The sequence below is a fragment of the Desulfitobacterium chlororespirans DSM 11544 genome (assembly GCF_900143285.1).
Lineage (GTDB): Bacteria > Bacillota > Desulfitobacteriia > Desulfitobacteriales > Desulfitobacteriaceae > Desulfitobacterium > Desulfitobacterium chlororespirans.
In genome coordinates, this window is record NZ_FRDN01000012.1 from 182040 (window position 1) to 204136 (window position 22097).

At 46.2% G+C, this 22097-nt stretch carries 21 protein-coding genes and 1 other RNA gene; 13 read left to right on the forward strand and 9 right to left on the reverse strand.

What is annotated here, in order from left to right; genetic code table 11:
- Window positions 1-582 precede the first annotated feature (582 nt).
- Window positions 583-1200, forward strand: coding sequence for a DedA family protein (locus tag BUA14_RS19150; RefSeq protein ID WP_072774057.1), 618 nt, complete (start codon window positions 583-585; stop codon window positions 1198-1200).
- Window positions 1201-1207: 7 nt separating this feature from the next.
- Here the strand turns inward: BUA14_RS19150 and BUA14_RS19155 are convergent, their stop codons facing one another.
- From BUA14_RS19155 to BUA14_RS19170, 4 genes are read right to left on the reverse strand one after another with little or no spacing between them, the layout of a single operon-like run.
- A complete protein-coding gene (locus BUA14_RS19155; RefSeq protein ID WP_072774058.1) occupies window positions 1208-1645 on the reverse strand; it encodes a Fur family transcriptional regulator in 438 nt (145 codons plus the stop codon).
- Window positions 1646-1653: 8 nt separating this feature from the next.
- Window positions 1654-2511 (reverse strand): metal ABC transporter permease, encoded by an 858-nt coding sequence (locus BUA14_RS19160; protein WP_072774059.1) that lies wholly within the window; start codon window positions 2509-2511, stop codon window positions 1654-1656.
- Window positions 2495-3250 carry a metal ABC transporter ATP-binding protein gene (locus tag BUA14_RS19165; RefSeq protein WP_072774060.1) on the reverse strand — a complete coding sequence of 252 codons (756 nt, stop codon included), beginning with the start codon at window positions 3248-3250 and terminating at the stop codon, window positions 2495-2497. Before BUA14_RS19165 ends, BUA14_RS19160 begins: the two co-directional genes overlap by 17 nt.
- Before the next feature lie 41 nt (window positions 3251-3291).
- Window positions 3292-4290, reverse strand: a complete 999-nt coding sequence (locus BUA14_RS19170) for a metal ABC transporter substrate-binding protein (protein WP_072774061.1) — start codon at window positions 4288-4290, stop codon at window positions 3292-3294.
- Window positions 4291-4444: 154 nt separating this feature from the next.
- On the opposite strand from BUA14_RS19170, the gene BUA14_RS19175 reads away from it, so the two are divergent.
- The 5 genes from BUA14_RS19175 (at window position 4445) to BUA14_RS19195 (ending at window position 9644) form a co-directional block, all read left to right on the forward strand.
- Window positions 4445-4954 carry a peptidylprolyl isomerase gene (locus tag BUA14_RS19175; RefSeq protein WP_015944327.1) on the forward strand — a complete coding sequence of 170 codons (510 nt, stop codon included), beginning with the start codon at window positions 4445-4447 and terminating at the stop codon, window positions 4952-4954.
- A gap of 107 nt (window positions 4955-5061) precedes the next feature.
- Window positions 5062-6066, forward strand: a complete 1005-nt coding sequence (locus tag BUA14_RS19180; RefSeq protein ID WP_072774062.1) for a DnaA/Hda family protein — start codon at window positions 5062-5064, stop codon at window positions 6064-6066.
- Complete coding sequence (gene pfkA / locus BUA14_RS19185) at window positions 6063-7034, forward strand: 6-phosphofructokinase (protein WP_072774063.1); 972 nt, start codon at window positions 6063-6065, stop codon at window positions 7032-7034. Before BUA14_RS19180 ends, pfkA begins: the two co-directional genes overlap by 4 nt.
- Window positions 7035-7106: 72 nt before the next feature.
- Window positions 7107-9221 carry a cell division FtsA domain-containing protein gene (locus BUA14_RS19190; RefSeq protein ID WP_072774064.1) on the forward strand — a complete coding sequence of 705 codons (2115 nt, stop codon included), beginning with the start codon at window positions 7107-7109 and terminating at the stop codon, window positions 9219-9221.
- A gap of 222 nt (window positions 9222-9443) precedes the next feature.
- Complete coding sequence (locus tag BUA14_RS19195) at window positions 9444-9644, forward strand: hypothetical protein (RefSeq protein ID WP_072774065.1); 201 nt, start codon at window positions 9444-9446, stop codon at window positions 9642-9644.
- Between the two features lie 96 nt (window positions 9645-9740).
- Here BUA14_RS19195 and BUA14_RS19200 read toward each other — a convergent pair whose 3' ends face one another.
- Window positions 9741-10199 (reverse strand): formylmethanofuran dehydrogenase subunit E family protein, encoded by a 459-nt coding sequence (locus BUA14_RS19200; RefSeq protein WP_072774066.1) that lies wholly within the window; start codon window positions 10197-10199, stop codon window positions 9741-9743.
- Between the two features lie 114 nt (window positions 10200-10313).
- Window positions 10314-10682, reverse strand: a complete 369-nt coding sequence (locus BUA14_RS19205; protein ID WP_072774067.1) for a TIGR04086 family membrane protein — start codon at window positions 10680-10682, stop codon at window positions 10314-10316.
- Between the two features lie 181 nt (window positions 10683-10863).
- Between BUA14_RS19205 and BUA14_RS19210 the strand changes: the two genes are divergently transcribed.
- From BUA14_RS19210 to BUA14_RS19220, 3 genes are all read left to right on the forward strand, one after another.
- Window positions 10864-11346, forward strand: coding sequence for an IclR family transcriptional regulator (locus BUA14_RS19210; RefSeq protein WP_072774068.1), 483 nt, complete (start codon window positions 10864-10866; stop codon window positions 11344-11346).
- Between the two features lie 51 nt (window positions 11347-11397).
- Window positions 11398-11576: non-coding RNA, 6S RNA (gene ssrS / locus BUA14_RS19215), on the forward strand.
- A 102-nt stretch (window positions 11577-11678) separates the two neighbouring features.
- Entirely contained in the window at window positions 11679-12332 is a 654-nt protein-coding gene (locus tag BUA14_RS19220) for a histidine phosphatase family protein (RefSeq protein WP_072774069.1), read from the forward strand.
- Window positions 12333-12453: 121 nt separating this feature from the next.
- On the opposite strand, the gene BUA14_RS19225 is transcribed toward BUA14_RS19220, so the two are convergent.
- Window positions 12454-12873 (reverse strand): hypothetical protein, encoded by a 420-nt coding sequence (locus BUA14_RS19225; RefSeq protein ID WP_242954692.1) that lies wholly within the window; start codon window positions 12871-12873, stop codon window positions 12454-12456.
- A 163-nt stretch (window positions 12874-13036) separates the two neighbouring features.
- Window positions 13037-14086, reverse strand: a complete 1050-nt coding sequence (locus BUA14_RS19230; RefSeq protein ID WP_242954693.1) for a phospholipase D-like domain-containing protein — start codon at window positions 14084-14086, stop codon at window positions 13037-13039.
- 157 nt (window positions 14087-14243) lie between these two features.
- Here BUA14_RS19230 and BUA14_RS19235 point away from each other — a divergent pair, with 157 nt between their 5' ends.
- On the forward strand, window positions 14244-16571 hold the full coding sequence (locus BUA14_RS19235) for a M28 family metallopeptidase (RefSeq protein ID WP_072774071.1): 2328 nt from the start codon (window positions 14244-14246) through the stop codon (window positions 16569-16571).
- Window positions 16572-16636: 65 nt separating this feature from the next.
- Window positions 16637-16876: a YkuS family protein gene (locus BUA14_RS19240; protein WP_178371748.1), complete on the forward strand. Its 240-nt coding sequence runs from the start codon at window positions 16637-16639 to the stop codon at window positions 16874-16876.
- A gap of 406 nt (window positions 16877-17282) precedes the next feature.
- Here the strand turns inward: BUA14_RS19240 and BUA14_RS19245 are convergent, their stop codons facing one another.
- Window positions 17283-19106 carry an FAD-dependent oxidoreductase gene (locus tag BUA14_RS19245; RefSeq protein ID WP_072774073.1) on the reverse strand — a complete coding sequence of 608 codons (1824 nt, stop codon included), beginning with the start codon at window positions 19104-19106 and terminating at the stop codon, window positions 17283-17285.
- A gap of 392 nt (window positions 19107-19498) precedes the next feature.
- On the opposite strand from BUA14_RS19245, the gene BUA14_RS19250 reads away from it, so the two are divergent.
- Together BUA14_RS19250 and BUA14_RS19255 are read left to right on the forward strand one after the other, a co-directional pair.
- Window positions 19499-21436 carry a sigma-54 interaction domain-containing protein gene (locus BUA14_RS19250; protein ID WP_072774074.1) on the forward strand — a complete coding sequence of 646 codons (1938 nt, stop codon included), beginning with the start codon at window positions 19499-19501 and terminating at the stop codon, window positions 21434-21436.
- Window positions 21437-21590: 154 nt separating this feature from the next.
- Window positions 21591-22055, forward strand: coding sequence for a Fur family transcriptional regulator (locus BUA14_RS19255; protein ID WP_005812063.1), 465 nt, complete (start codon window positions 21591-21593; stop codon window positions 22053-22055).
- Window positions 22056-22097 lie beyond the last annotated feature (42 nt).

Here is a 22097-nt window from a genome sequence, read left to right on the forward strand (position 1 = left end):
CGTACGTAAAGCTACTGCTTGCGGGCCTCCCTTTAGCACAGCTCTTGGGAATCTTATGAGCATTTCCGGGGGTCCCCCCAGAGCCATTCCCCAAGCCGCCGACCCTGCCGCCCCCAGCGGCGTCGGCAAGACGGAAAAAATAGCTTGGGTCGCGACTCATCCCGCAAAGCCTGCATGCAAACACCTGCAAAGCAGCCCAAGGATTTTGCTTTACGGAAGAGAGCGAATTTAAGCGAGCGGAAACAAAACTTCGCGAAAAGCCCGCAGCGGAGAAAGGTTGGAAACAGGACGTTTCCAACCGGCTATGAGAACAAGTGCGAAAGCAGTGCTTTCGAGGAGCCGATTTAGCCACGAAACCCGGGCGAGGGTTTCGCCCAAGCCGCCACGCCACAGAGACCGACTTAGCGGCGCAGGTGGACCTTTCGGAGCGGAGGGATTTGAGCGGTAGTTTTGTCCGCACAGCTTATGGAGCGACCGCTGTAAAGCAAAATCCTGGAGAAACTCCCCAGGACTTTTGCACAAAACCGCTTTAGAGGCATGACCCTAAAGAAAGCTCTACCTACGGAGAAAGGAGGAACCCCCTTGTTAGAACAATTGCTGACCGCACTGGGAGAGTTCGTCGTCGAATTGATCTCCAGCCTGGGCTACTTTGGAGTCTTTCTGGCCATGGCCATCGAAAGCGCCTGTATCCCTCTGCCCAGTGAAATTATCCTTCCCTTTACGGGGTATATGGTGTACATAGGACACTTTGACTTTTGGACGGCTACTTTAGCGGCCACACTAGGCAATCTTTTTGGCGGTCTCATCGCCTATTATGTAGGTGTCCGGGGAGGCCGGCCTTTTATTCAGCGTTATGGACATTATTTTTTTATCAAGGAAAAGGAATTGCAGTGGACTGAGCGTTTATTCAGCCGGCATGGGGAAATTACTGTCTTAGTGGGACGTCTGCTGCCCGTGATACGAACCTTCATATCCCTGCCTGCCGGTATAGCAAAAATGAGTGCCGTGAAAATGGCTATCTATACAGTACTGGGGGCACTGCCCTGGTGTATGTTCTTAATCATCGTCGGAGAAAAGCTGGGCGCTAACTGGAACTCACTTAAGCCATTATTCCACCGCCTGGATCTAGTGATCGGTGTGCTCATCCTGGCAGGTATAGGCTATTTCTTTTTTAAGCGCAAGGGCCGCAAAAGGCGATAAAAGGGTTCTATTCTTTGCGGCAAAACGGACATACTCCAAAAAATCTGAGCCAATGCTCCTCGATTTGATACCCACTGTCTTGCTCAAGCTTCCCGGCGATGTTGGAGATGGGGCATTCTCCTATCCATTCTTCAGTACGACCGCATTGGGAACAGATTAACTGGTGAGAATGATGATGATGAGATGTCAAGCTTTCCAGACGATATTTTTCACCGCCGGCACTGAATTCTTCAGATCTCAGCAGACCTAAGCTTTTGAGCAAGCTCAGCACGCGATAGATGGAGGCGACACCAATAGGAACGTTTTCCTGCTGAAGAAGGTTATGAATATCGTAAGCACCTAAAAATTCAGAATGGCTGGTTAAGGTGCTGATAACTTTTTTACGCGGGTCAGTAAGGCGATAGCCCTTTTCTTGAATGAGTTGGATGATCTCATTGTATTCCATTTTTTTGTTCACCCTTTCTCAGAGGTCTTTACACGACCAAAACTGCGGCCCAGACTGACTCGTTTGGGCGAACAGAGAAAGCTCAGCAAAAAGATTACAGCTGCTGTCAGAGCGATACTGGCTCCGGAAGCCACATTTAAATAATAGGAGAGATAAAGGCCGAGGATGGCGCTGATTAATCCAAAAAAGACAGAGAGCAGCACTAATTTTTTCAGGGAATGAGTCCACTGAAAAGCCGACGCGGCAGGAATGGTCAGCAGTGCGGTGACAAGAATAATGCCAACGGTTTGAGAGGCCACCACTACGGTCACAGCGATCATGGCCAACATGGCATAATGCAGGCGCGCACGGGGCAACCCAGTCACTTCGGCCATTTCCGGATCAAAGGCATAATAAACGAACTCTTTGTAGAATACCGTAAGAATGGCAAGAATCAGACATGTTGAGCCAACAATGATCATCAAGTCAAAAGAACCGATGGATAGTACCGAACCGAAAAGATAGCCGGTTAAATTGCTTGAATAGAATTTAAAAGAGCTGATTAATGCTACCCCTAAAGCCATGGAAGTGGAAAAGAGAATGCCAATGGCTGTATCCAAGCTGACTTTGGCTTTCTCATGGAGCGCACCAATAAATAAGGCAAGACCTATGGTATAAATATTGCCGGCAATGTATAAATTCCAGCCTAGGAGATAGCCGATGGCTAACCCCGCTAAAGAACCATGTGCTAAGCCCTCGCCGATAAAGGCCAGACGTCTTAAGATTACAAAGGTTCCGACGACTGCCGTAAGCACTGCCACAGCAATGGTGCCGATGAGGGCCCGCTGCATGAAAGCATATTGCAAAGGCTCAATAAGTAGATGCATATGGAATATTCCCTCCCAGCTGACTTCCCATGAAAGTGCGCTCCAGAATATGCGGGACCAAAACCTCCTGAGGAGGACCAAAAGCGATAACCGTTTGATTGAGGCAAATTATCAAATCAAAATGATGATACTCCAACGCCCCTAAATCATGGGTGGTGGTAAGGATGGTTATGCCATCGCCGTGGAGGTCCTCAATCAGGCGAAAAATGCTTTGCTGAGAAGGGATATCTAACCCTGTGGCCGGCTCGTCCAATAGCAACAGACGGGATTCCGTGGCCAGGGCCCGGGCGATCAGAACTCTTTGCTGCTGGCCTCCGGAAAGCTGCCCAATCGGGCGATCCTTCAGATTCAACATATTAACTTTGCTTAAGGCCTGCTCCACCAGATGATGATCCTCGGCTCGGGGACGGTTAAACCAACCTAACCGTCCGGTCCGGCCTAACAGAACCACCTCATAGACCGAAATCGGAAAATCTTTATCCATGGTTTTCAGCTGGGGGACATAGCCTAACTGCATTTTGCGCCGCCATTCCCGAGTCGGGGGCTGTCCAAAGACCTTAACGCTTCCTTTGGTGCCCTGATTCAGACCGACAATGCTTTTAATCAAGGTGGACTTTCCAGAGCCATTGGGGCCGATGATGCCGACGCAGGACCCGCTGGAAATACGCAGATTGATATCCCATAAAATATCCAGTTGGGGAAGTGAATAGTAGAACGAATCAAACTCAACGGCCGACATTGTAAAACCTTCTTCCTGATGTGGGGTGACTTAGGTGAAGTTTACTTAAGCGCTGTGACAATGGCTGTGGTGTTGTGCTTCATGATCTCGATATAGCTGTCGGTTTCCGGCGTAACGCCAAGGGTATCATTATACAGATCTTCCACGACCTTAATCCCGGTTTCTTGGGCCAGTTGCAGAACAAGCTTGGTATTGAAACCCACTTCACCAAAGATAGCCTTGACCTGATGCTCTTTAATCAATTCGATGAGCTGAGCATAATCCTTTGCCGAAGGTTCAGACTCATCTCCGTGAACCACCGGTCGCAGGACGGTGAGTCCGTATCGCTCTGTATAATAGACCCAGGCATCATGGTAGACGATCAAATTTCGATTCTCTTGGGGGATCGTAAGAATTTGTTCCTGTATCCACTGATCCAGAGCTTCCAGTTCCCGCAGATAGTTTTCGGCATTGGCTTTAAAGCTCTCCTGATCCTGAGGATAGGTCTCAATTAAGGCATCACGAATATGCTCAACATAATGTTGAGCATTTTTTACATCCAGCCAAAGGTGAGGGTTCCCTTGGGAATGGTCATGGCCATCACCTTCCCTATGGATTTCATCTTCGTCGTGAGCACCCTCTTCCTCATGATCGCTTTCATGCTCATCATGATGGTCTTTAATGCCCAGTATGTTTAATCCATCGGCCAAAATCACCGTGCGCAGATCTTTATTCTGAGAATTAGTGATGAGCTTTTCCAGATAGGCCTCCTGACCGACACCATTGGCGAAGAAGAGCTTAGCTCCAGTCACCTGGCGTACCGCCTCGGGCGTAGGTTCATAAGTATGGGGATCGCTCCCGGTCGGAACCAAACTGATCACTTGGATACTCTCTCCGCCTACATTTTTGATCAGATCGGCCAGGGGGGAAATGCTGGTAATGACAACCTTCTGATTCATAGTGCTGACAGGCTTTTCAGCCGAGCATCCTGTTGCAAAGAAGGCAAGGGAAGCTATCAGGAATAGTTTTAGCCAATGGGAATAATGAACGAACGAACGCATAGGTTCCTCCTTATTGATATAGTATTTCAATAAGAAAGTGTACTTGAAAATACAGGGGATGTCAAATTATCCTTTAAGGAAAATGTAGAAGTGGTAAATGAGGCGAAAAATGGTTATAATCAGGAAGGAAGTGATTTTTTTAGGAGGATGCGCAGTGAGTGAACACGATTTAAATGACAAAAAACCGGTGGTAACTATTGAAATGGAAAGCGGCAGCACCATTAAAATTGAGCTGTACCCTGATGTTGCACCGGAAACAGTGAAGAATTTTGTTTCCTTAGTGGAAAAAGGCTTTTATGACGGAATCATCTTCCATCGGGTTATTCCTGGCTTTATGATTCAGGGAGGAGATCCTCAGGGCACTGGTATGGGTGGATGCGGTTATAGCATTAATGGGGAATTTACAGCCAATGGCTTTCCCAATAATCTAAAACATGAGCGTGGAGTTATTTCTATGGCGCGTACAGCCAATCCCAATTCAGCCGGGTCCCAGTTTTTCCTTATGCACGCTGACTCACCTCACTTAGATGGTCAATATGCTTCCTTTGGTCGGATCATTGAGGGCATTGAGGAAGTGGATCGCATTGCCAATGTCAAGCGGGACTATCGGGATAAACCTGTAGAAGACCAGCAAATGAAGAAAGTTACGGTGGAATTTATTTAAAGAGAACTACATAAGCATGACATGGAAAAGGAGAGGGAATACCCCCTCTTTTTCCTTCTGCAAAATGTTCTTGCCGCGGTGATGCAGAAGAAAAGGAGGAGAAAAAGATGTGGCTCTCATCAGAATTTAATCGGATGGCAGAAAAGACCTTTAAGGCCTATGAGCCTGATGATGCCTTTTTTTCCACATTGATTTACGGGCCTGGAGGGGTCGGGAAATCAACCCTTCTTTTGAAATGCTGCCAACGGCTAAAGGAGAAAAAGACTATCCTTTATATAGACGCCCAAGACTTTGTCAAGAATTATGCTTTTTCGGCACAGGAAGGAACCCTATCGCAATTTCGCCTGCGGCTCCGTACCCCTACGGTGTTGATCATAGATCATATAGAAGTGTTAAAAGGAAAGACCCGCAGCATTGAAGAATTCTATCATACTTATGAAGCCCTTTTTCAAAGGAATGGCCGTATTATCTGTGGTTTCCGCGGGGAACCCTCCCAGTTGGGGTTTCTTGGTGAGAAGCTCAGCTCACGTTTGCGGGGAGGCCTGGTTGTTCCTGTTTTGCAGCCTACTCCGGAGGATATGCTGAATTACCTTCGGCAGCTGGCTTATGGCAAATTCTTAATTGTAGAGGATTTGGTTTTAGAATTAATGGCTGAGGAGGCCGCTAATTTTCCACAAGCCCAAAGCCTTATGAACGGCTTCCTCCAATTTGCCAATCGGACAGACAGTGCCCTCGACCATGGCGCTTTATTGCTTTATCTCCAGGAACGCAGATACCAAGAGGGGCTCCGCCCTTCTCCACAAAATATTATTCAGAAAGCGGCTGAGCTAACCGGGGTTGCCGCGGCAGCTATTTATAGCACCACTCGAACGCCGGAGGTTCGGCAAGCCCGACAATTAGCAATTTACGGGATACGCAGCCTCAGCCGGCTTTCTTATCCGGAAATCGGCGCTTCCTTGAATAAATCCCATAGCAGTATCATGAAATCTTATCAGCAGTTTCAGGAAGCTATCCAAAAGAACCCTGAGCTAAGGGAAATGCTTGAGTCATTAGTAAAGTATTTTAATTCCCCGGACGATGAAAAACGGAAAGATGAGGAGGAAGAACGATGACCAATACCGTCAGGAAGATCGCTGTTCTCACCAGCGGGGGGGATGCTCCGGGAATGAATGCGGCCATTCGGGCAGTGGTTCGCAAGGGAATTTATCATGGACTTGAGGTTTTTGGGATTCGCAAGGGGTATGAAGGCCTGATTCATGGGGAGTTCATAACCATGCATCTGGGAGCGGTAGCGGATATCATTCATAGGGGCGGCACCATGCTCATGACCGCACGTTCCCAGGAGATGCTCACCCCGGAGGGACAAAAAAACGCCGCGGCCCAATTGCGTTATCGCGGCATAGATGCGCTGATTGTGATCGGGGGAGACGGTTCTTTTCGGGGAGCACAGACCTTGTCTGCTCAAGGAATAGCCATCGTTGGTATACCGGGCACCATTGATAACGATATTACCGGAACGGATTTAACTATCGGATTTGACACTGCCGTCAATAATGTGGTTCAAGCGGTCAGTAAAATCCGGGATACGGCAACATCCCATGATCGAACCTTTTTAGTGGAAGTCATGGGACGGGATTGCGGCAACATCGCTTTGCAATCCGGGGTAGCCTGTGGTGCGGAATCCATCCTTGTGCCGGAAATCGAACCGGATCTGGATGATATTGTTGCGAAATTGGAACGCGGCCACCAACGGGGCAAACATCACAGTATTATTATGGTGGCAGAAGGGGCTACAAGTGCTTGGAATCTGGGGGAAGAACTCCGTCAGAGGACCGGCTTCGAGACCCGGGTCACCATCTTAGGCCATATCCAAAGGGGAGGCAATCCAAGTGCCCTCGATGTGGTCCTGGCCTCGCAAATGGGCGGGAAAGCAGTGGAGATACTCTGCGCCGGGGAAACCGATCGGATGACAGCCTATGTCAACCAGGAAATCCGGTCCCTGCCTTTGGAGGTGGCTTATGGTGAGCGCAAACCCTTCAACAAAGTTCTCTATGACCTGGCCAATCAATTGGCTATCTGAGCAAAAGAAATCATCGGTCTATAAAGGAAATCAGGAAGTGCAGGTAGAATTCTTGCCTTTGAGGTGATCAACGTGGAACAAGTATTTGCATTGGATATAGGAACACGTTTGGTAATGGGGCTCATTATGGAAAAAGCTCCCGGGGGTTATCATATTATAGCCAGGGCCCAAACAGAGCATCGTCAGCGGGCCATGTACGACGGGCAGATTCATGACATAGAAGAAGTCGCTCAAGCGGTGCAACGGGTCAAGGAGGAACTTGAAGAGAAGATTAAGGGCAAATTGCACTATGTTTCAGTGGCAGCAGCCGGCCGGGCTTTAAAGACGGCTGTGGCCTCTGCCCAGAAGTCTGAACTTATCCCGATGATTTGGGAACGAGAAGATATTTTTGCTTTGGAGATGGAAGCTGTTCAACAAGCATTGCGGGAGATCCAAGCTGAAGACGAGATCATCCCCTACCATTGCGTTGGATACAGCACCATTGAATCCCTCCTGGAAGGTCAGAATCTCTCCAGTCTCAGCGGGCAAAGAGGGAAAGAGGCTCAGGTTAAGGTGATCGCCACTTTCTTGCCGCGAACGGTGATCGATGGTTTAACCCGAGTGATTTCCAAAGTGGGGTTGGAAATGCGGGAGCTGACTTTGGAGCCTATCGCGGCCGGAAGAGCAGCTATACCGCCGGATATGCGGCGTATGAACCTGGCCCTGGTGGATGTAGGTGCGGGAACTTCAGATATAGCCTTAACCAAGTCCGGTTCCTTTTTTGCCTATGGCATGGTGCCCATGGCTGGGGATGAAATTACGGAGAGAATTTGCCAGCATTTTTTAGTGGACTTTCAAACGGGGGAAAAAATCAAACGCAGTTTAAACACCAAGACTAAAGTGACCTTTACGGATTTTCTGGGCATGAAAACGACGGTCAGCAAGGAAGAGGTTCTGGAGCAAATTCAACTGGTCGTCCTTGAACTGGCCCAGAAGCTGGCAGATGAAATTCTGCGCTTGAACCAAGGAAATCCTCACGCCATTATTCTGATCGGCGGGGGAAGTCAGACACCATTATTGGTGGAGGCTTTATCTGATCTTCTTGAACTGCCCAGAAACAGGGTAGGGGTTCAGGTTCGCGAGCGAATCCAAGGGGTATCGGGTGAAAAATCCCTCAAAGGGCCGGATGCCATTACCCCGATAGGGATTGGCATTTCCACGATCGAAGGGGAAGGACTGCAGTATTTTTCCGTTCATGTCAATGATCTCACGGTGCAGATCTTTGAGTTGCAATTAGCTACAGTATCCGATGCTTTGCTGGCGGCAGGAATTACGCCGAGGCTCCTTGTGGGCAGACCGGGGTCAGCCTTAACTGTTGAGCTGAATGGAGAGATTAAAGTCAGCAAGGGGCAATTCAGTAAACCTGCTCAGTTTTTCCTGAACGGGGAAGAAGTGAAATTAGACCATGAATTAAAACCAGGCGATAAAATTCAATTCATACCGGCACAGGATGGGGAGAATGCTCAGGCAACCTTTGCCGACTTGGTTCCGGCCATTCCGGAAAAGAAGATCAAAGTGAATGGCGAATCCGTGGGGTTTACCGCCCAAATCTTTTGCAACGGTCATCCTGTGACAAGGGACGGGGAGGTTCCGGATGGGGCAAAGATCACCGTGTTTCAAAATCAAACCCTTAAGGATCTGCTGCATTTTTTAAATGATAAACAGTATAATTTATCTGAGATTCGGTATAAAATAAATGGGGAAGAAAGGGTTATCCCCATTCATAAAGAGTTTTACATTAATCAGCAAAAAGTTGCTCTTGAGCGCATGATCAGGGATGGAGATGATCTTGTTATCCTGGTCAAAGAAGTCTATATCAAGGATTTGCAGCTCAAACCCACTCCCATGGTGTTTTACGTTAATGGGCAAGAGGTTGAATACCCTCCGCAAATTTTCCGTATACTCTCTCGGGGCCGGGTTCTCTCCGATCAGGAAAAAGTAGGTGATGGTATGGAACTCAGCGTCGAGGGGTATGATACCATGCCTTTACTATCAGAATTATTGCCCTATGTTAGTATTTCCCAGGATATTCCCTCTAACGCTCGCTTATCCCTAAAAAGAAATAATCAGGAAGCCGAGTTTACTACTCCTCTTATACCGGGGGATCGGATCGAGATTCATTGGGAACAAGTTGCAAGTGCCCTATAAACAATAAAAAAGCACAAAAAAAACCCCTCATCTTTTCTGATGGGGGAAGGGGCTATTGCCCGGGTGGAAAAGGGTAGAGGAGTGTTTGAACTTAGTATAACTAACTGCCAGGCTATTGTCAGTAAAAAAACCTTCAACGGTCTGTAATTTTCGGTGAATGGTTGATTTTCTACTCTTGACATTCTGACGTTAGACCATAAAATGATAATGGAGGTGTCATTTATGTTATTTCAATGGATTATGGGCTTAGTTGCTCTGGCTGCTCTCATCATTTTCTTACTTTCTGACAAATGGACCAGTAAATCAAGACATTCAAGTTACTATGAACAAGTGAAAAAGCCGCAAGGCAAAGAACCCCGTCTCGCTAATCTACCTGATGCATCGAAGCATGATAAGTTTTATTCCAAGCTGAATGCTCGTTAAACGCAAGGAAAGCGAAGAGGCTGTTGCAAAATGAACGGTAAAGTTCGTTAAGCAGCAGCCTCTTTCCTTAAGCTATTTTCACTTAAGTTATTTTACTTAAACAATTTTACTGAGTTGCCCCGGGACTTTGTCATAATGGCAAAAAGCTGATTCCTCTATGGTAAGCACGTATTGTACCCCTTCCAAGACCTTATTCTGTCTTTCACGGGGGCTTAAATCAGGATTCCGCAATGTCTCCAGATGGTCAAGAACAGCTGGAAAAACAGTAAATTGATGAATGTCCTGGGTGCCTGTAAAATGGAATTGATACATATAACGGTGAGTCTCCTCGATGATCAGAGCATGCCGTCCAATGGTGGCTTTATTCAAGACCTGTATGGCATCCAAGGCACAGGACTGGGTATAGGCTTTGACAAGGCATTCCGAGTCAGGAGCGGGGCGCATTCCCATCTCCCTTTGCGCCAACTGGGCGATCCGATAACCAAGAGCTATATCTGGACAAGTATGCCCATGAAAGTCTATGACAAGTTCCCAAGGGGTTTTTTCTACGCACATAAAAATTCCCTCCCTATTGCTTTTGTTAGTCTTACTTTTATTCTAACGCTAAAAGGAGGGATTTGAAAGTCAATTATCGTAATTCTCAAAAAAGACTGTTCACAAAGAGGAATTCTATCCCCGGGCTACCACTCCGATGATTCCGCCTGCTGCGCCGGCTGCCAGGATGATGATGGACTTCTCACCAAAATTCAGCCAGGAGGGTGTGTCAGGACTTAAGACAGTGAATAAGAGGAGCAACAGCAGTATAAAGCCGGCTCCGATACCAATGCCGTAAAACAATCCCTTCATACCGGCACGATAGGTTGTGATGGCCGCTGCCAAAAACACGCTCGTGCCCAGAATGATGTTATAGACCAGGGACGATTCTTGAAGCGGGGTTAAGGTGAGTACTAAACCAAGAATTAAGGAAATCAACAGGGCAATCCCGGCTGCAAGCGCAATGCCTTTGAAAACTAACCCGAAGTGAAAGGATTTGGGCATATCTCATACCTCCTTCGACTAATAGAATCTATGCGCTAACTGGATAGAGTATGCGAAGGAATAAAATAGGACCTAATTGTGAAAAAGAATAAATAATCTACTGATATAATTGGATTTTTCTAGAAAAGGGGTTATAATAAGATAAGAATTATCGGTATTATCAGGCAGGGGAGATGGTTTCTTGGCCTTAAGAGACAAAACCAACCAAAGATTTAAGGAGTTTTTTGAAAAACAGTCCAAAAGAAATGATGGAAAAGAATTTGAAATCTCCTTTTCGGAAATTCAACGGGAGACCGGAGCGGCGAGCAGCACCATGAAACGGGCCATTGAGGCTTTAACTGAGGAAGGCTGGCTTGGGGTAAAACCAGGTCGCAATACTCGCTATGGACTGTTCAAGCTATTGCAAGTGGAAGCTGAAACGGCTGAGGCATTACCTGGAGCACCAGAACCCTCCGCACCAATGTATGAGTCTACCCGGGATTTCTCTCCTGCTCCAGCCAGCGATTCGGGCAGTGGTTTTTCTGCCCTGGCGAGTGAGTCAAGAATACAGGAACTGGAACATCTTATCGATGGTCTGCGCCGTAGATTAAGAGCGCAGGAAATGACGATCGCACTGCTTCAGGATCGTATGGCAGAAATTGAAGACAAGCTGTATAAAAGATAAATTTCCAACTCTTTCATGATGTTTTTTGAAACATTAGTGATATAATAAATGTGAATCCTGCGTTGTTCGTAGAATATCTTGGTTTTGATCCTATTTATGACAAGGGAACTGATATGATGAGCTCAGTACACCAGGCCCCACTTGTAGGGGAAGGTGGAAGCGTTCGTCTAGGTGCCCACCTGCGAGAGCAGGGTCAGAAACCTGGAGTTTTACGGCAAGGCGGGGATGGTAGGGAATTTCCCTACCATTGTTTTATTTTTTGCTGATGATGTCATAATAGTCTTTTCGACTTTAATTAAAAAATTCATAAATAAAAATCATAGGGGGGCAAAATGGTCAAACTAATCTTTACCCGACATGGCGAAACCCTTTGGAATATTGAAGGGCGCGTGCAAGGAGCAATGGATTCTCCGCTTACAGAAAAGGGGATTCTCCAGGCTCGCAAGGTGGGGCAGCGTTTGCGCAAAGAAGGGATCACCCGTATTTATTCCAGCGACTTACCACGTGCCCATGCCACGGCCGATGAAATACGGAAGGCTGTTGGCATAGAAGAAATTCTCCTCGATCCGGCCTTGCGGGAATTATCTTTTGGAGAATGGGAAGGCAGGAATTGGTGGGATTTACGGCAGCGTTATCCAGAGCTCTTTACCCTGTGGGACACCGGACCCCATCAGGTACAGATTCCTGGAGCAGAGAGCATGTGGGAGGTCAGTGAACGGGCTTGGCAGTTTGTTCAGGAGCTGCCCCGGCTTCATGACGGTGAAACTCTCTGTGTCGTCACCCATGGGATGACCCTGCAGCTCATTGTTAAGAAAGCTCTGGGGATTCCGGTGGAGCAATGGAACGATGTTCCCTGGCAACATAATACGGCTGTGAATATTTTTGAGTTTTATGAAGACGGCCGTATCCATCCCATTTTGCTTGCCGATCACACCCATTTGGATGATGATATTAAGTCGGCCAGCGGTTTTACCTCAAAAAAATAGCCGGAGTAATCTGTGGCCGCTGAAGAACTTGTAGTTTTGATGGAGCATTATAAAAGAGTTTATAAAAATAAAAATACGACCCTCGCCCCCAATGGTTAGGGGGAGGGTCGTATTTTTTGTTTCATTTCATAATACTATTTTTTGGAGTATCTGGTGAAAACGGTTCCGGTCCCCAATGGTTGTCTTTGGGCCAATAATACGCTGCACTTCCTGCAAGCGTTTCTGGCATTACGAGCCAATATCCTGGTATTTCTGTCAATTCGAACTTGATTCCATCACTGTCTGTTAAAAGTCCAAGCTCCTTTGCATTTACATTCATATATCTTAACAAAATCTTGGCGTATAGCTTACGGTCTTCAAGAGATAGACTATCGAAGCCTTCTTGCGTGATATGTACAGGAGCATCAACAAACTTCTGCAACTCAGGGTTTGTTGAAACAGTACTTGCCCCAGCTACCCCTTGATAAGAATTATTTCTAGTAACCGCATAGATTTCTACAGTTCTTCCAGGCTGGTAACATGGGTATTGAAGCGTGAACACTCTATGTATAACTCTCTTTAGCTATAATTATGACGAGATCAAGAGGTAAATTCAAACCGTTTTTTCTAGTAATTTCTCCTGGAAAAAGGTGCGGCTCCCTCAATTTTTGAGGAAGCCGTATATATCTGTGAATTTTCATGGCGAGGATCATGAGTGAGTTTTTTCAGCCCGGCTCCTGCCCGGGAGGCGTGGGTGAGCTATTCAACCAGTCCTGGTCAAATTTCACGATGAGCTCTTGGCTGGCCGCGGGAGAGGGAGCCGCAATGGCGACTTCATGATTCATCACAAAGGCCTTATACCCCCATCCGGAACTACTTAAGGTAAACGTCTGGCGATCGAAAATCCCTAAATTAATCTCAAGGGGAGGATGGGCGGACGAATCATAATACCGAATCTGAACACCGGCAGCTTGGAGACTTTCGATATCATTCTGGTAACTCTTCGGCATAATACCGGAGTCCACGATGAGTTTAATGTCCACTCCTTTGGCCGCGGCATCGATCAAGGCTTGGAGAATATCTGAATCGGTCACATGGGAAACAATGATCCAAATATTCGTAGTGCTCTTTTGAATTTGGTCAAGAAGTTTCTGTTTTATATTGGTATTGGCTAGAACGGAGATATTATCTTCAGTTAATTCAGTGGTTTTGGGGATATCCAAGGATAGGGTTGTTGTAAAAATCCAATCCCGATTAAATACGGTGCTGGCCAGTTTCCAGGCGGAACGCTCAGATAAATGAACGGCTAGATTATGAGAATTAAATCCTTTCTCAGTCCATGGGAAAGAATAGACCATAGCCTCTCTTAAATCCACGATCAGGAATTTAGCTTCATTGGTCTGTCCTTTTTGAGCAGGGTAATACTGTACGGAGATATTGTTGCTTTTAAATTCATTGAGAGTGGTTTTATTGGGAGTTTCAAACTGGTCAAGCAATATTCTTATTTCGATACCGCTGGCAGCTTTTTGGATGATCAAGGCCTTGAGTTCCGGATCGGAAAAGATCTTTTGCTCTACATAGATGGATTTTTGGGCTGAGGTGATCAGCTCTTTAGTTTTTTCCCGTGCGGTCTTACCGTCAAAATACAGGGCTTCAGCAGAAAGGTTGGATAGGGGGACCTCTTCATCTTTTACAAACAGGCTCTTTATATCTAATGAGCATCCTGTAAGGAAAAGGCAAAGAATTAGAATAAGCGGGAGAAACCGTTTCCTCATAAGCTCTTCGACTCCTATGTACACATTATTTCATTGGCTCCGGACTTTTCTTCTATTATAACATAAAGAGTCCTGTTCCAAAAATCTGGTTGGCATAGATTTTTATCTTTTTACATAGACATTCACAAGCACAGAAATGTAAAGGGGCAGGATCTTGATGAGAAAAAATAAACACGGGTTTCTCTTAGTGGTCATAATCCTGTTTGTGTTTTGTTCACTAAATTTACCTCAGCCGCTGACGCCTATGGCTTACAATAGCGCCCCAGCCTCGGGGAAGGTGTCCAAAGACTTCTCAGCAGATAAAGCTTATGAGCATATTCTGCATTTATCGGAAAAGATCGGTCCCCGGCCGGCCGGAAGTCCAAATGAAACTAAAGCGGCTCAATATCTGTACTATATGCTGGAACAATATGGATGGAAGGTGCGGGAGCAGCCCTTCAGCAAGATTGTGGGTAATGCCAATCCTCTTCAGCCCGAGCATAAAATTCAAGTGATCAACAGTCAGAACATTATCGCCGAATTGCCAGGGGCCTCACCGGAAACCATTCTCCTGGGGGCTCATTATGACAGCGCCGATGTTTCAACTCCAGGGGCGATTGATAACGCTTCCGGGGTGGGCGTGCTGTTGGAAATAGCGCGTATCTTAGGCCAGGAAAAGCATCAGAAGAGCTACCAAATCGTATTTTTTGGAGCAGAAGAAAATGGTTTGGTAGGTTCACAGTATTTTACTGCTCAAAGCGATTTGTCGGCGATCCAGTGGATGTTGAATTTGGACATGGTGGGCACTCCCCTGGAGATTGATATCGCCGGAAAGACATCAGCACCCCCGGAATTGGTGGATAAGGTCGTAACGCTCGCCCGTCAGGAACAAATTCCTTTTCATATCAGCCGAGATTTTGCAGTGATGACCAGGGAAGGTTCACAAGGAGGGGCCAGCGACTTCAGCCCTTTCCTGGATCAAAGCATACCTGCTCTTGGTCTGGGCATTGCCGGCCGCGCGGAGGGGTACTATCATCGGCCTGAGGATCGGATTGAGCGGGTCACTTTACAAAGCCTGGATACTATGGGCAAGTTCATTCCTAAGCTTATCGAGTCTGTGGAAGTGACGGGGAGCGGTCAGAAAACCTGGGATTCCTATTATTTGCCGTTCCAGCTGGGATCCTTCGTCGTGATCATACCGACTTTAGGGCTGAGGATACTTTTTATCCTTACCATTTTCTTTACCGTATTCTCTGTTTCCCGAAGTTTCCGTGAACAAGAACCTTTCATGCAAGGACATCTCAAGGAGTATGTGCTGGTCGGCGTAGGTATTCCCGTTGCCGCTTTTCTAGTGAGTTTCTTAAGTGGTGCCGGCGAAGAGTTATGGCAGCTGCTCAAAGGCAGGATCTATCTATGGCAGGCCTATCCCGGAGTATTTTTAACCCTGAGGGTTATCTTGGTAGTATGTGCACTGCTGCTCGCTTTGAGGCTGTTAAGAAGCTTACCCCGACCTAAAGGAGGCAAACTCTATTGGTTGATTGGTGTCTTGGTCTTAACTCTTCTCACGATTATTTTAGCACTTTATCGAATTGATTTAGCCTTCCCCTTTCTTTTCTGGCTGCTTTGTTTTAATCTATTCCTTTATTATCCAAGCATCATTTTATTGTTTATGGGGCCTTATTTTATCTATAAGACCCATTGGGAGCTCTTAAATTCTCAACAATGGTCCAGCTTTTATGAAACCATTCATCATTACCCAATAGTGTTTATCGTCCTCTATGGACTGCTCTTTATCCCAGTTATTTTAGGGGCCTTATATATCCTTGAAACAGGGAAAAGACCTTGGGAGCAAATGCTCAAGCGGCTGCTTATTCCCGCTCTGTTGGTAAGTGTTGGCTGTGTTCTCGGGACGGGTTTGATCCCAAATTACAGTAGAGCCAACCCTCAGCCGATCACTGTTCAAAAAGTCTGGACGGAATCGGAAGGGGTTATACTCAGAGTATCCAGTACCGACACCCTCCCCAAGAATCTCCTTAAAGAGCTTGATTCCCAGGAGACCAAGGTTGGGGAAGACAAAAAAGTGCTTGAGTTGCCGATACCCTCTGAAAAAGCCCCCTTGCAGGCCAATGTCTCTGTCACCGACACCGGCGAGCGTCTCCTGAACTTCAAAATGGCTATGAAATATGGACGGGATCCCTATTTAGTAAGAATAAAACTGGAAAGTAAAAAACCCTTTAAAATTCAGGAGATGGATGATTTTGTTCCTATTGCCAAGCTGCCCAAAAAGATTGCTCTGGAAGGTAAGGAGCGCGATGGCAGCTATGCTCTGCTTCTGGAACGGACACCGCCTCATCAAGGGACAATACAGTGGAAGATCGCTGCCGAAGGTATCGTGAAATGCAGTATAGAAGTGGTGTTTGCCGATCAAACTCCCCGGTACAGCATCAATTTGCCTCATATCTCTCCTGACTATAAAGAAGTATATCAGGATGTTTTTGAATTCTAACTGCCAAATTTCGTCAGCATAGATTACAGAAGTCAAGGTAGAATAATGGTGAGGAGGTTGATGTGATGTACAAAAAGATTGCTGTAGAAGACGGCCTTACCAATGTCGTTCAAGAATTACATACGGCGGGATTTCATACGATGCCCTTAGAGGAGGAGCCATTAAGGAATGTAAGTGCAGTTGTTGTCAAAGGGGATGGGACTGATATATTAGCGGAGGAAGCCCAGTTCCATGTGCCTGTGGTTCATGCTTCGGGACGGAGCGCTGAAGAAATCGTCGAAATTCTCAGAGACCGATTATCCTAATAGTCCATTGATGAGGGAGTGTGCAGACACGTCCCTCTTTTATTTAGGCAACAAAACCAGAAAATGCCATAAAATAGAAGGGGAAGTTTTTTAACACTCTAAATCTTATGAAAGGGGCGATAACAATGGCCTTTGGCATCATTCCGTTTGGAGTTGGCCTGGGGTTGGGGTTTGGACTAGGTGCTGTAAGCACATCTTATCGATACCCCTATCCCGGGTTTTATGGTTATCCGCCGCCACCGCCCTATGGTTACCCATACTCCTATGGGTGGTTTTATTAAAAACAGAGTTCAATCTGGAGATGTCTTGACTAATTAAGTAATTCTAAAAATAAGAAAGAAAGCCGCGGGCTTTCTTTCTTATTTTGTGCACCTGATATGTGCATTCTCTATATGGTGTATATAAACTAGCCTTTCGCTGCGCTTTTGCCGGCGATGTAGCCTTGGGTAATAACGCGGCCGAGTCCATGAACCGATAGTCCGGAAGAGGCTTCGCCACCGCAGAACAGACCGGGAATGGGTTGGCCCCACAAATCGATGACCTGTTGATCGCCGTTAACTCTGAGGCCGGTCAGTGTGTCATGGAGGCAGGGAGTAGCCCAGGCCGCATAGAAGGGACCGGCGGCGATTTTGTGCTCGAGAGCCTTTTTGCCGTAGTCATCATCTTTTTTAGCATCGACAAAGCCGTTGTATCTGGCAACGGTATCCGCCAGTACCTTCGGGTCCATTTTGATATCTTCGTAATACTTGTTCACAATTTTTCCGGCCAGCTCTTCGATGGTGTCGGCCACAAAGAAACGCCCGTCATCAATATCGACATAGGGAGGCTCAACTGTTAATTTGCGGCGGGCCACAGCTTCTGAATCAAAGATGGCCCAGATAGGTCCGCCGATACGACGTGCATCCGTGGGCGAAGAGCCATCGATAATAACACTTCCCAGCGCAGCTGCAAAATAATCAAAACTATTGTCGGTGGCACCCTCCTCATTCCAGAACCGCTTGCCTAGCGCATTGACCAGAATAGCATCCTCGAAGGTGCGGTATTCTATACCTGTTGCTCTGATCAGAGGAAAGATAACGCTTGTAGGACGCGTAGCCGCAGCGGAGTTCCGATAGCCATATTGGCAGCCGAGAAAGGCCGGCTGAGTAATGGCCGAACCAACCTCCCGGGACTGATTGGCGAGAGTTCCAAGGGCTGCGCCGATGGCCATCGCCGCAATTTCTCCGCTGGCATCCTGAAGAGAGAAGGGATCCCCGGCAACGCCGTCGTATTCTATAGTAAGACGAGGGTCGAACATGGTACGGAAATTTACATTACTGGTATGTCCGCCGGTAGCGATGATAATACCCTTCCTGGCCTTAATTCTGACGTTTGCCTTGGTGGTTTCAATATTGCCGTTGGGATACGCGTTTTTCAAAGGTGAGCTTTCACCTGGCAGAGTGGTGGGATTATAGCTGCATTCAACTCCGATGGCACGGCCTGTAAGTTCACCTTCCCTGATAATTTTATCCATGTGATAGCTCATTAAGAATTGGCCGCCTTTTTCCCGTAAGGTTTTTTCCAGAGGCCGGACAACGCCGATGCCCCGTCTCAGGGGGCCATCTTTCGGGCCGGTATTGCTTAGATAATTCACCCAGCCCACGGTCTCGACATCGGTTACGAGATCGCGGGGGACGCTTTCCGGGCTGGTGCCTCCTTCAAGATAGCTCTTACCTTTGGTAGGAGGTGTATCAAGAACCAAGACCCCATTAGCCAGAATAAATTCAAAAGCTTCAGGCATAGTGTTGGCGGTCGCTCGAACAACATCACGGTCATTGTAGCGGGAAACGTGGGTAAGATCGGTCGTATGATCCATGTAATATTGATCAGGACTATCGTCAATTCCATGCTTTTTCTGTACGCTTGTGCCGGCCCCGCTGTGCAGGTTGCCGCCGCTGACTGCACAATGGCCGCCGATATCGAAACTGGCTTCAACGACTATGACCGAGGCTCCATCCGCCTGAGCTTTGACAGCGGCGGGCAGGCCGGCTCCCCCGGCCCCGATGACGACAACGTCTGCTTCATAATCCCATTGCGGTTCAGAAGTGGACGGAGCGGGAGTATTGGCAGTATTGGTGGGTGTCGAGCAACCGGCTAAAAGAGTGGAACCGACGACAGCGCTGCCTGCCAGTATTCCGGTATTGCGCAAAAAGTCTCTTCTGGAAATACCTTTTTTATCTTTCTGAGTCATCTTAACCTACCTCCTTTGAATCTTTAAAATCAGGAATACATTCGTTAATTAAATCACAATGATTGAAGCACCTCCTTTGCTCTAACGCTCAGGATTGAAGAGTGAAGATGAATAAAACTTGTATTACATACTAATTGACTGCAATATTTGTGCCAATAGGGTTAAAGGAACGGGAACCCGGGATTTCCCAAGGCTTCACTAAGCAATGAACGGTAAAATAGGACCTTGATTTTAGAATTTAAGTGAGAAAAAAAGTCCAATAGCGCTTGTGATAGTTCTAATTGTCACATATTTTAAATAATAGAATTCTATAGTGATGCTTTTGCAGGGAGGCGCATTGCTTAGTCGACCCAAAATGATAGTCCTGGATAAGGTGAAGGAGGAGGAAATTTATGGAGATGAATGATTTTGTACAAATGATTCAGTCCGGTAAGATCAACTCCCAGTATTTTGCTAAGGTAGGCTATGAAAGGAATCGTTTTCTGGAAGGAAAAGAAGTGGATAAAGCAGTTGTGCCACGCGAGTTTATCGATTCTTGGCAAAGATGCCGGGCCTATGGACTCGCTCCTTATACCTTGGATTATCGGGACGTGGATAGTGCCCAGAAAAAAGAGTTGTTTCAGACCATGGTAAGAAAATATGAATTCTTTTTGAAAAATGTTTTTAATATTTTTGATTTGAATGGCTATATATTTAAATTGCAGACCAAAGAGGGAATCAGTCAATTTTTGGGCAAATCCACCCTGACCTTTATGGATTGTTCCGAAGAAAAAGGAGGAACGACCAGTTCCTGTGTTTGCCTGCATGAGGATAAGCCTATCATTATTTTTCAGCCTTTCTATTATCGCCAGGCTTACATTAAACATTTTTTTGGTGAACTCCACGGAGCATCAGCTCCCATTCATAATGAACAAAATAAAGTGATCGGGGCTTTGAGTTTGCTTACTCATAAGCCGGAATTTAGTATTCAGGCCTATCATCTGATTTCTCAGATCGCTAAACTACATGACAATCTGTATTTACCGATTATGCTTGGGTATGAAAATCAAATAGGGCAAATCATCAATTGTCTTCCTCAGGGAGTTGCCTTAATTTCAGAAAAGAATATCATCAAATTTTATAATGAAAAAATAGCGGACTTGTTGGAGATAGACGGAAAGAAAAACCCTGAACATGACCTGAAGAAGCGTTTGTTAAAAATCAGTAAATCCAGAGGGGCAGATCTCGAACAAAGCTCTTATGAAATAAAAGATGACTTTACTAACCAGACGTTGAAGCTGGTTCAATTGGTGGAAAAAAGTGAATCGGGAAAACAGCTGGGCAAAGTTGAAAGAAACAATGACCTATTTACATTTTACCAGATTAAAGGAAGCAGCCCTTCCATCCAGAAAGCGAAGGATACGGCCGAAAAAATTGCCGATACCCTTGTGCCGGTGATGATTTACGGTGAAAGCGGAACTGGGAAGGAAATGTTTGCCCAAGCTATTCATAGTGCGAGTAATCGTGCCGGCAGTCCATTTGTGGCCATAAACTGCGGAGCCATTCCGGGAGAATTAGTGGAAAGTGAGCTTTTTGGCTATGAGGGAGGCTCCTTTACGGGAGCTCTGAAGGATGGCAAGATTGGCAAGATCGAAGCAGCTTCCGGGGGCACTTTGTTCCTGGATGAGATTGAAAGTATGCCGTTGAAAGATCAAATCAAGCTCTTAAGAGTGCTTTCCGCCGGCAAAGTTCAAAAAGTCGGAAGCACAACTGAGATTTCCGTGGATATTCGTTTAATCTCCGCGACGAAAACAGATCTCTTGATGCAGGCTGATGAAGGGCTATTTCGCGAGGATTTGTTTTATCGCATCAGTACCTTTGTGATTAATCTTCCCGCTTTAAGGGAGAGGAAGGAAGACATTCTTTTGTTGGCAGAAGAATTCAGCCGCAGATTACAAAAAAAATACGACAAATTTTCTGTCTCAATGGATCAAGGATTCATTAATGCCCTGACAGCCTATAAATGGCGAGGGAATGTGCGGGAGCTGGAGCATGCCATGGAACATGCCTTTATCATGCTGGGCAGGGGAACAACCCTTCTGCCGGAGCATTTGTCGGTAAAAATACAAGAAGCCTATCAAAGCAGGATCACCGAAGAGGTTATCAACGAAACACTGGAAGAAGAGAACGAGCATAAATTTGGATTACTTGCCTTAGCTGAACAAAAAATGATTGAACGTGTGCTGGACTCTGTCAATGGAAATATCAGTGCTGCTGCAGAACGTCTGGGAATCAACCGCAGGACAATTCATAGGAAACTACAGCGTAAGGAAAGTTCTACGACTATTTAATCAAGACTATTGTTAATTATGCTTTCCTTTTTTCAATTCTGGGTGTATAGTTTAAAAGAATATCGTTAAGTTAAGACTAATATGGTAATTTGTGTCTAGGCAAAATTCCGAGGATACACTATAATTTGAAGAGAAGACAGGACGGGGGGAGATTATGGCAGCAAAACAAGAAGAGTGGAAAGATGAGTATCAGAAAATATGTGAGCTTTTGCGTCATCATTCTTACAAATTGACCCCTCAAAGGCAAACGATTTTAAAAGCATTTTTAGAGAATGAGGATCAGCACCTGAGTGCGGAAGATACCTTTATGATGGTTAAGCATAACTACCCTGATATTGGACTGGCTACGGTTTACCGCACTCTGGACCTTCTGGCGGAATTAGGCATTCTCCAAAAAAATGATTTTGGCGATGGGCGAAGCCGGTATGAGTTTAACCGTAAAGATGAGCATCACCACCACCATTTGATTTGTATCAAATGCGGAAATGTCTCGGAGTTTGATGGTGACTTGCTGGAGTCTTTGGAAGCTGAGATAGAAAAACGCAATGGCTATCAAGTAGTTGATCATGATCTGAAATTTTATGGATATTGCAATAAATGCAAAAGCACGTTGGACTGACGTGCTTTTTTGCTGATCTTAACGATAAATCATTGCCAATGA

Coding starts and splice junctions, on each gene's coding strand:
- BUA14_RS19235 (WP_072774071.1), top strand. CDS start 14,244: ATGAGAAAAAATAAACACGGGTTTCTCTTAGTGGTCATAATCCTGTTT.
- BUA14_RS19180 (WP_072774062.1), top strand. CDS start 5,062: ATGTGGCTCTCATCAGAATTTAATCGGATGGCAGAAAAGACCTTTAAG.
- BUA14_RS19205 (WP_072774067.1), bottom strand. CDS start 10,682: ATGCCCAAATCCTTTCACTTCGGGTTAGTTTTCAAAGGCATTGCGCTT.
- BUA14_RS19165 (WP_072774060.1), bottom strand. CDS start 3,250: ATGTCGGCCGTTGAGTTTGATTCGTTCTACTATTCACTTCCCCAACTG.
- BUA14_RS19155 (WP_072774058.1), bottom strand. CDS start 1,645: ATGGAATACAATGAGATCATCCAACTCATTCAAGAAAAGGGCTATCGC.
- BUA14_RS19160 (WP_072774059.1), bottom strand. CDS start 2,511: ATGCATCTACTTATTGAGCCTTTGCAATATGCTTTCATGCAGCGGGCC.
- BUA14_RS19195 (WP_072774065.1), top strand. CDS start 9,444: ATGTTATTTCAATGGATTATGGGCTTAGTTGCTCTGGCTGCTCTCATC.
- BUA14_RS19170 (WP_072774061.1), bottom strand. CDS start 4,290: ATGCGTTCGTTCGTTCATTATTCCCATTGGCTAAAACTATTCCTGATA.
- BUA14_RS19230 (WP_242954693.1), bottom strand. CDS start 14,086: ATGAGGAAACGGTTTCTCCCGCTTATTCTAATTCTTTGCCTTTTCCTT.
- BUA14_RS19255 (WP_005812063.1), top strand. CDS start 21,591: ATGGCAGCAAAACAAGAAGAGTGGAAAGATGAGTATCAGAAAATATGT.
- BUA14_RS19245 (WP_072774073.1), bottom strand. CDS start 19,106: ATGACTCAGAAAGATAAAAAAGGTATTTCCAGAAGAGACTTTTTGCGC.
- BUA14_RS19200 (WP_072774066.1), bottom strand. CDS start 10,199: ATGTGCGTAGAAAAAACCCCTTGGGAACTTGTCATAGACTTTCATGGG.
- pfkA (WP_072774063.1), top strand. CDS start 6,063: ATGACCAATACCGTCAGGAAGATCGCTGTTCTCACCAGCGGGGGGGAT.
- BUA14_RS19220 (WP_072774069.1), top strand. CDS start 11,679: ATGGTCAAACTAATCTTTACCCGACATGGCGAAACCCTTTGGAATATT.
- BUA14_RS19250 (WP_072774074.1), top strand. CDS start 19,499: ATGGAGATGAATGATTTTGTACAAATGATTCAGTCCGGTAAGATCAAC.
- BUA14_RS19240 (WP_178371748.1), top strand. CDS start 16,637: ATGTACAAAAAGATTGCTGTAGAAGACGGCCTTACCAATGTCGTTCAA.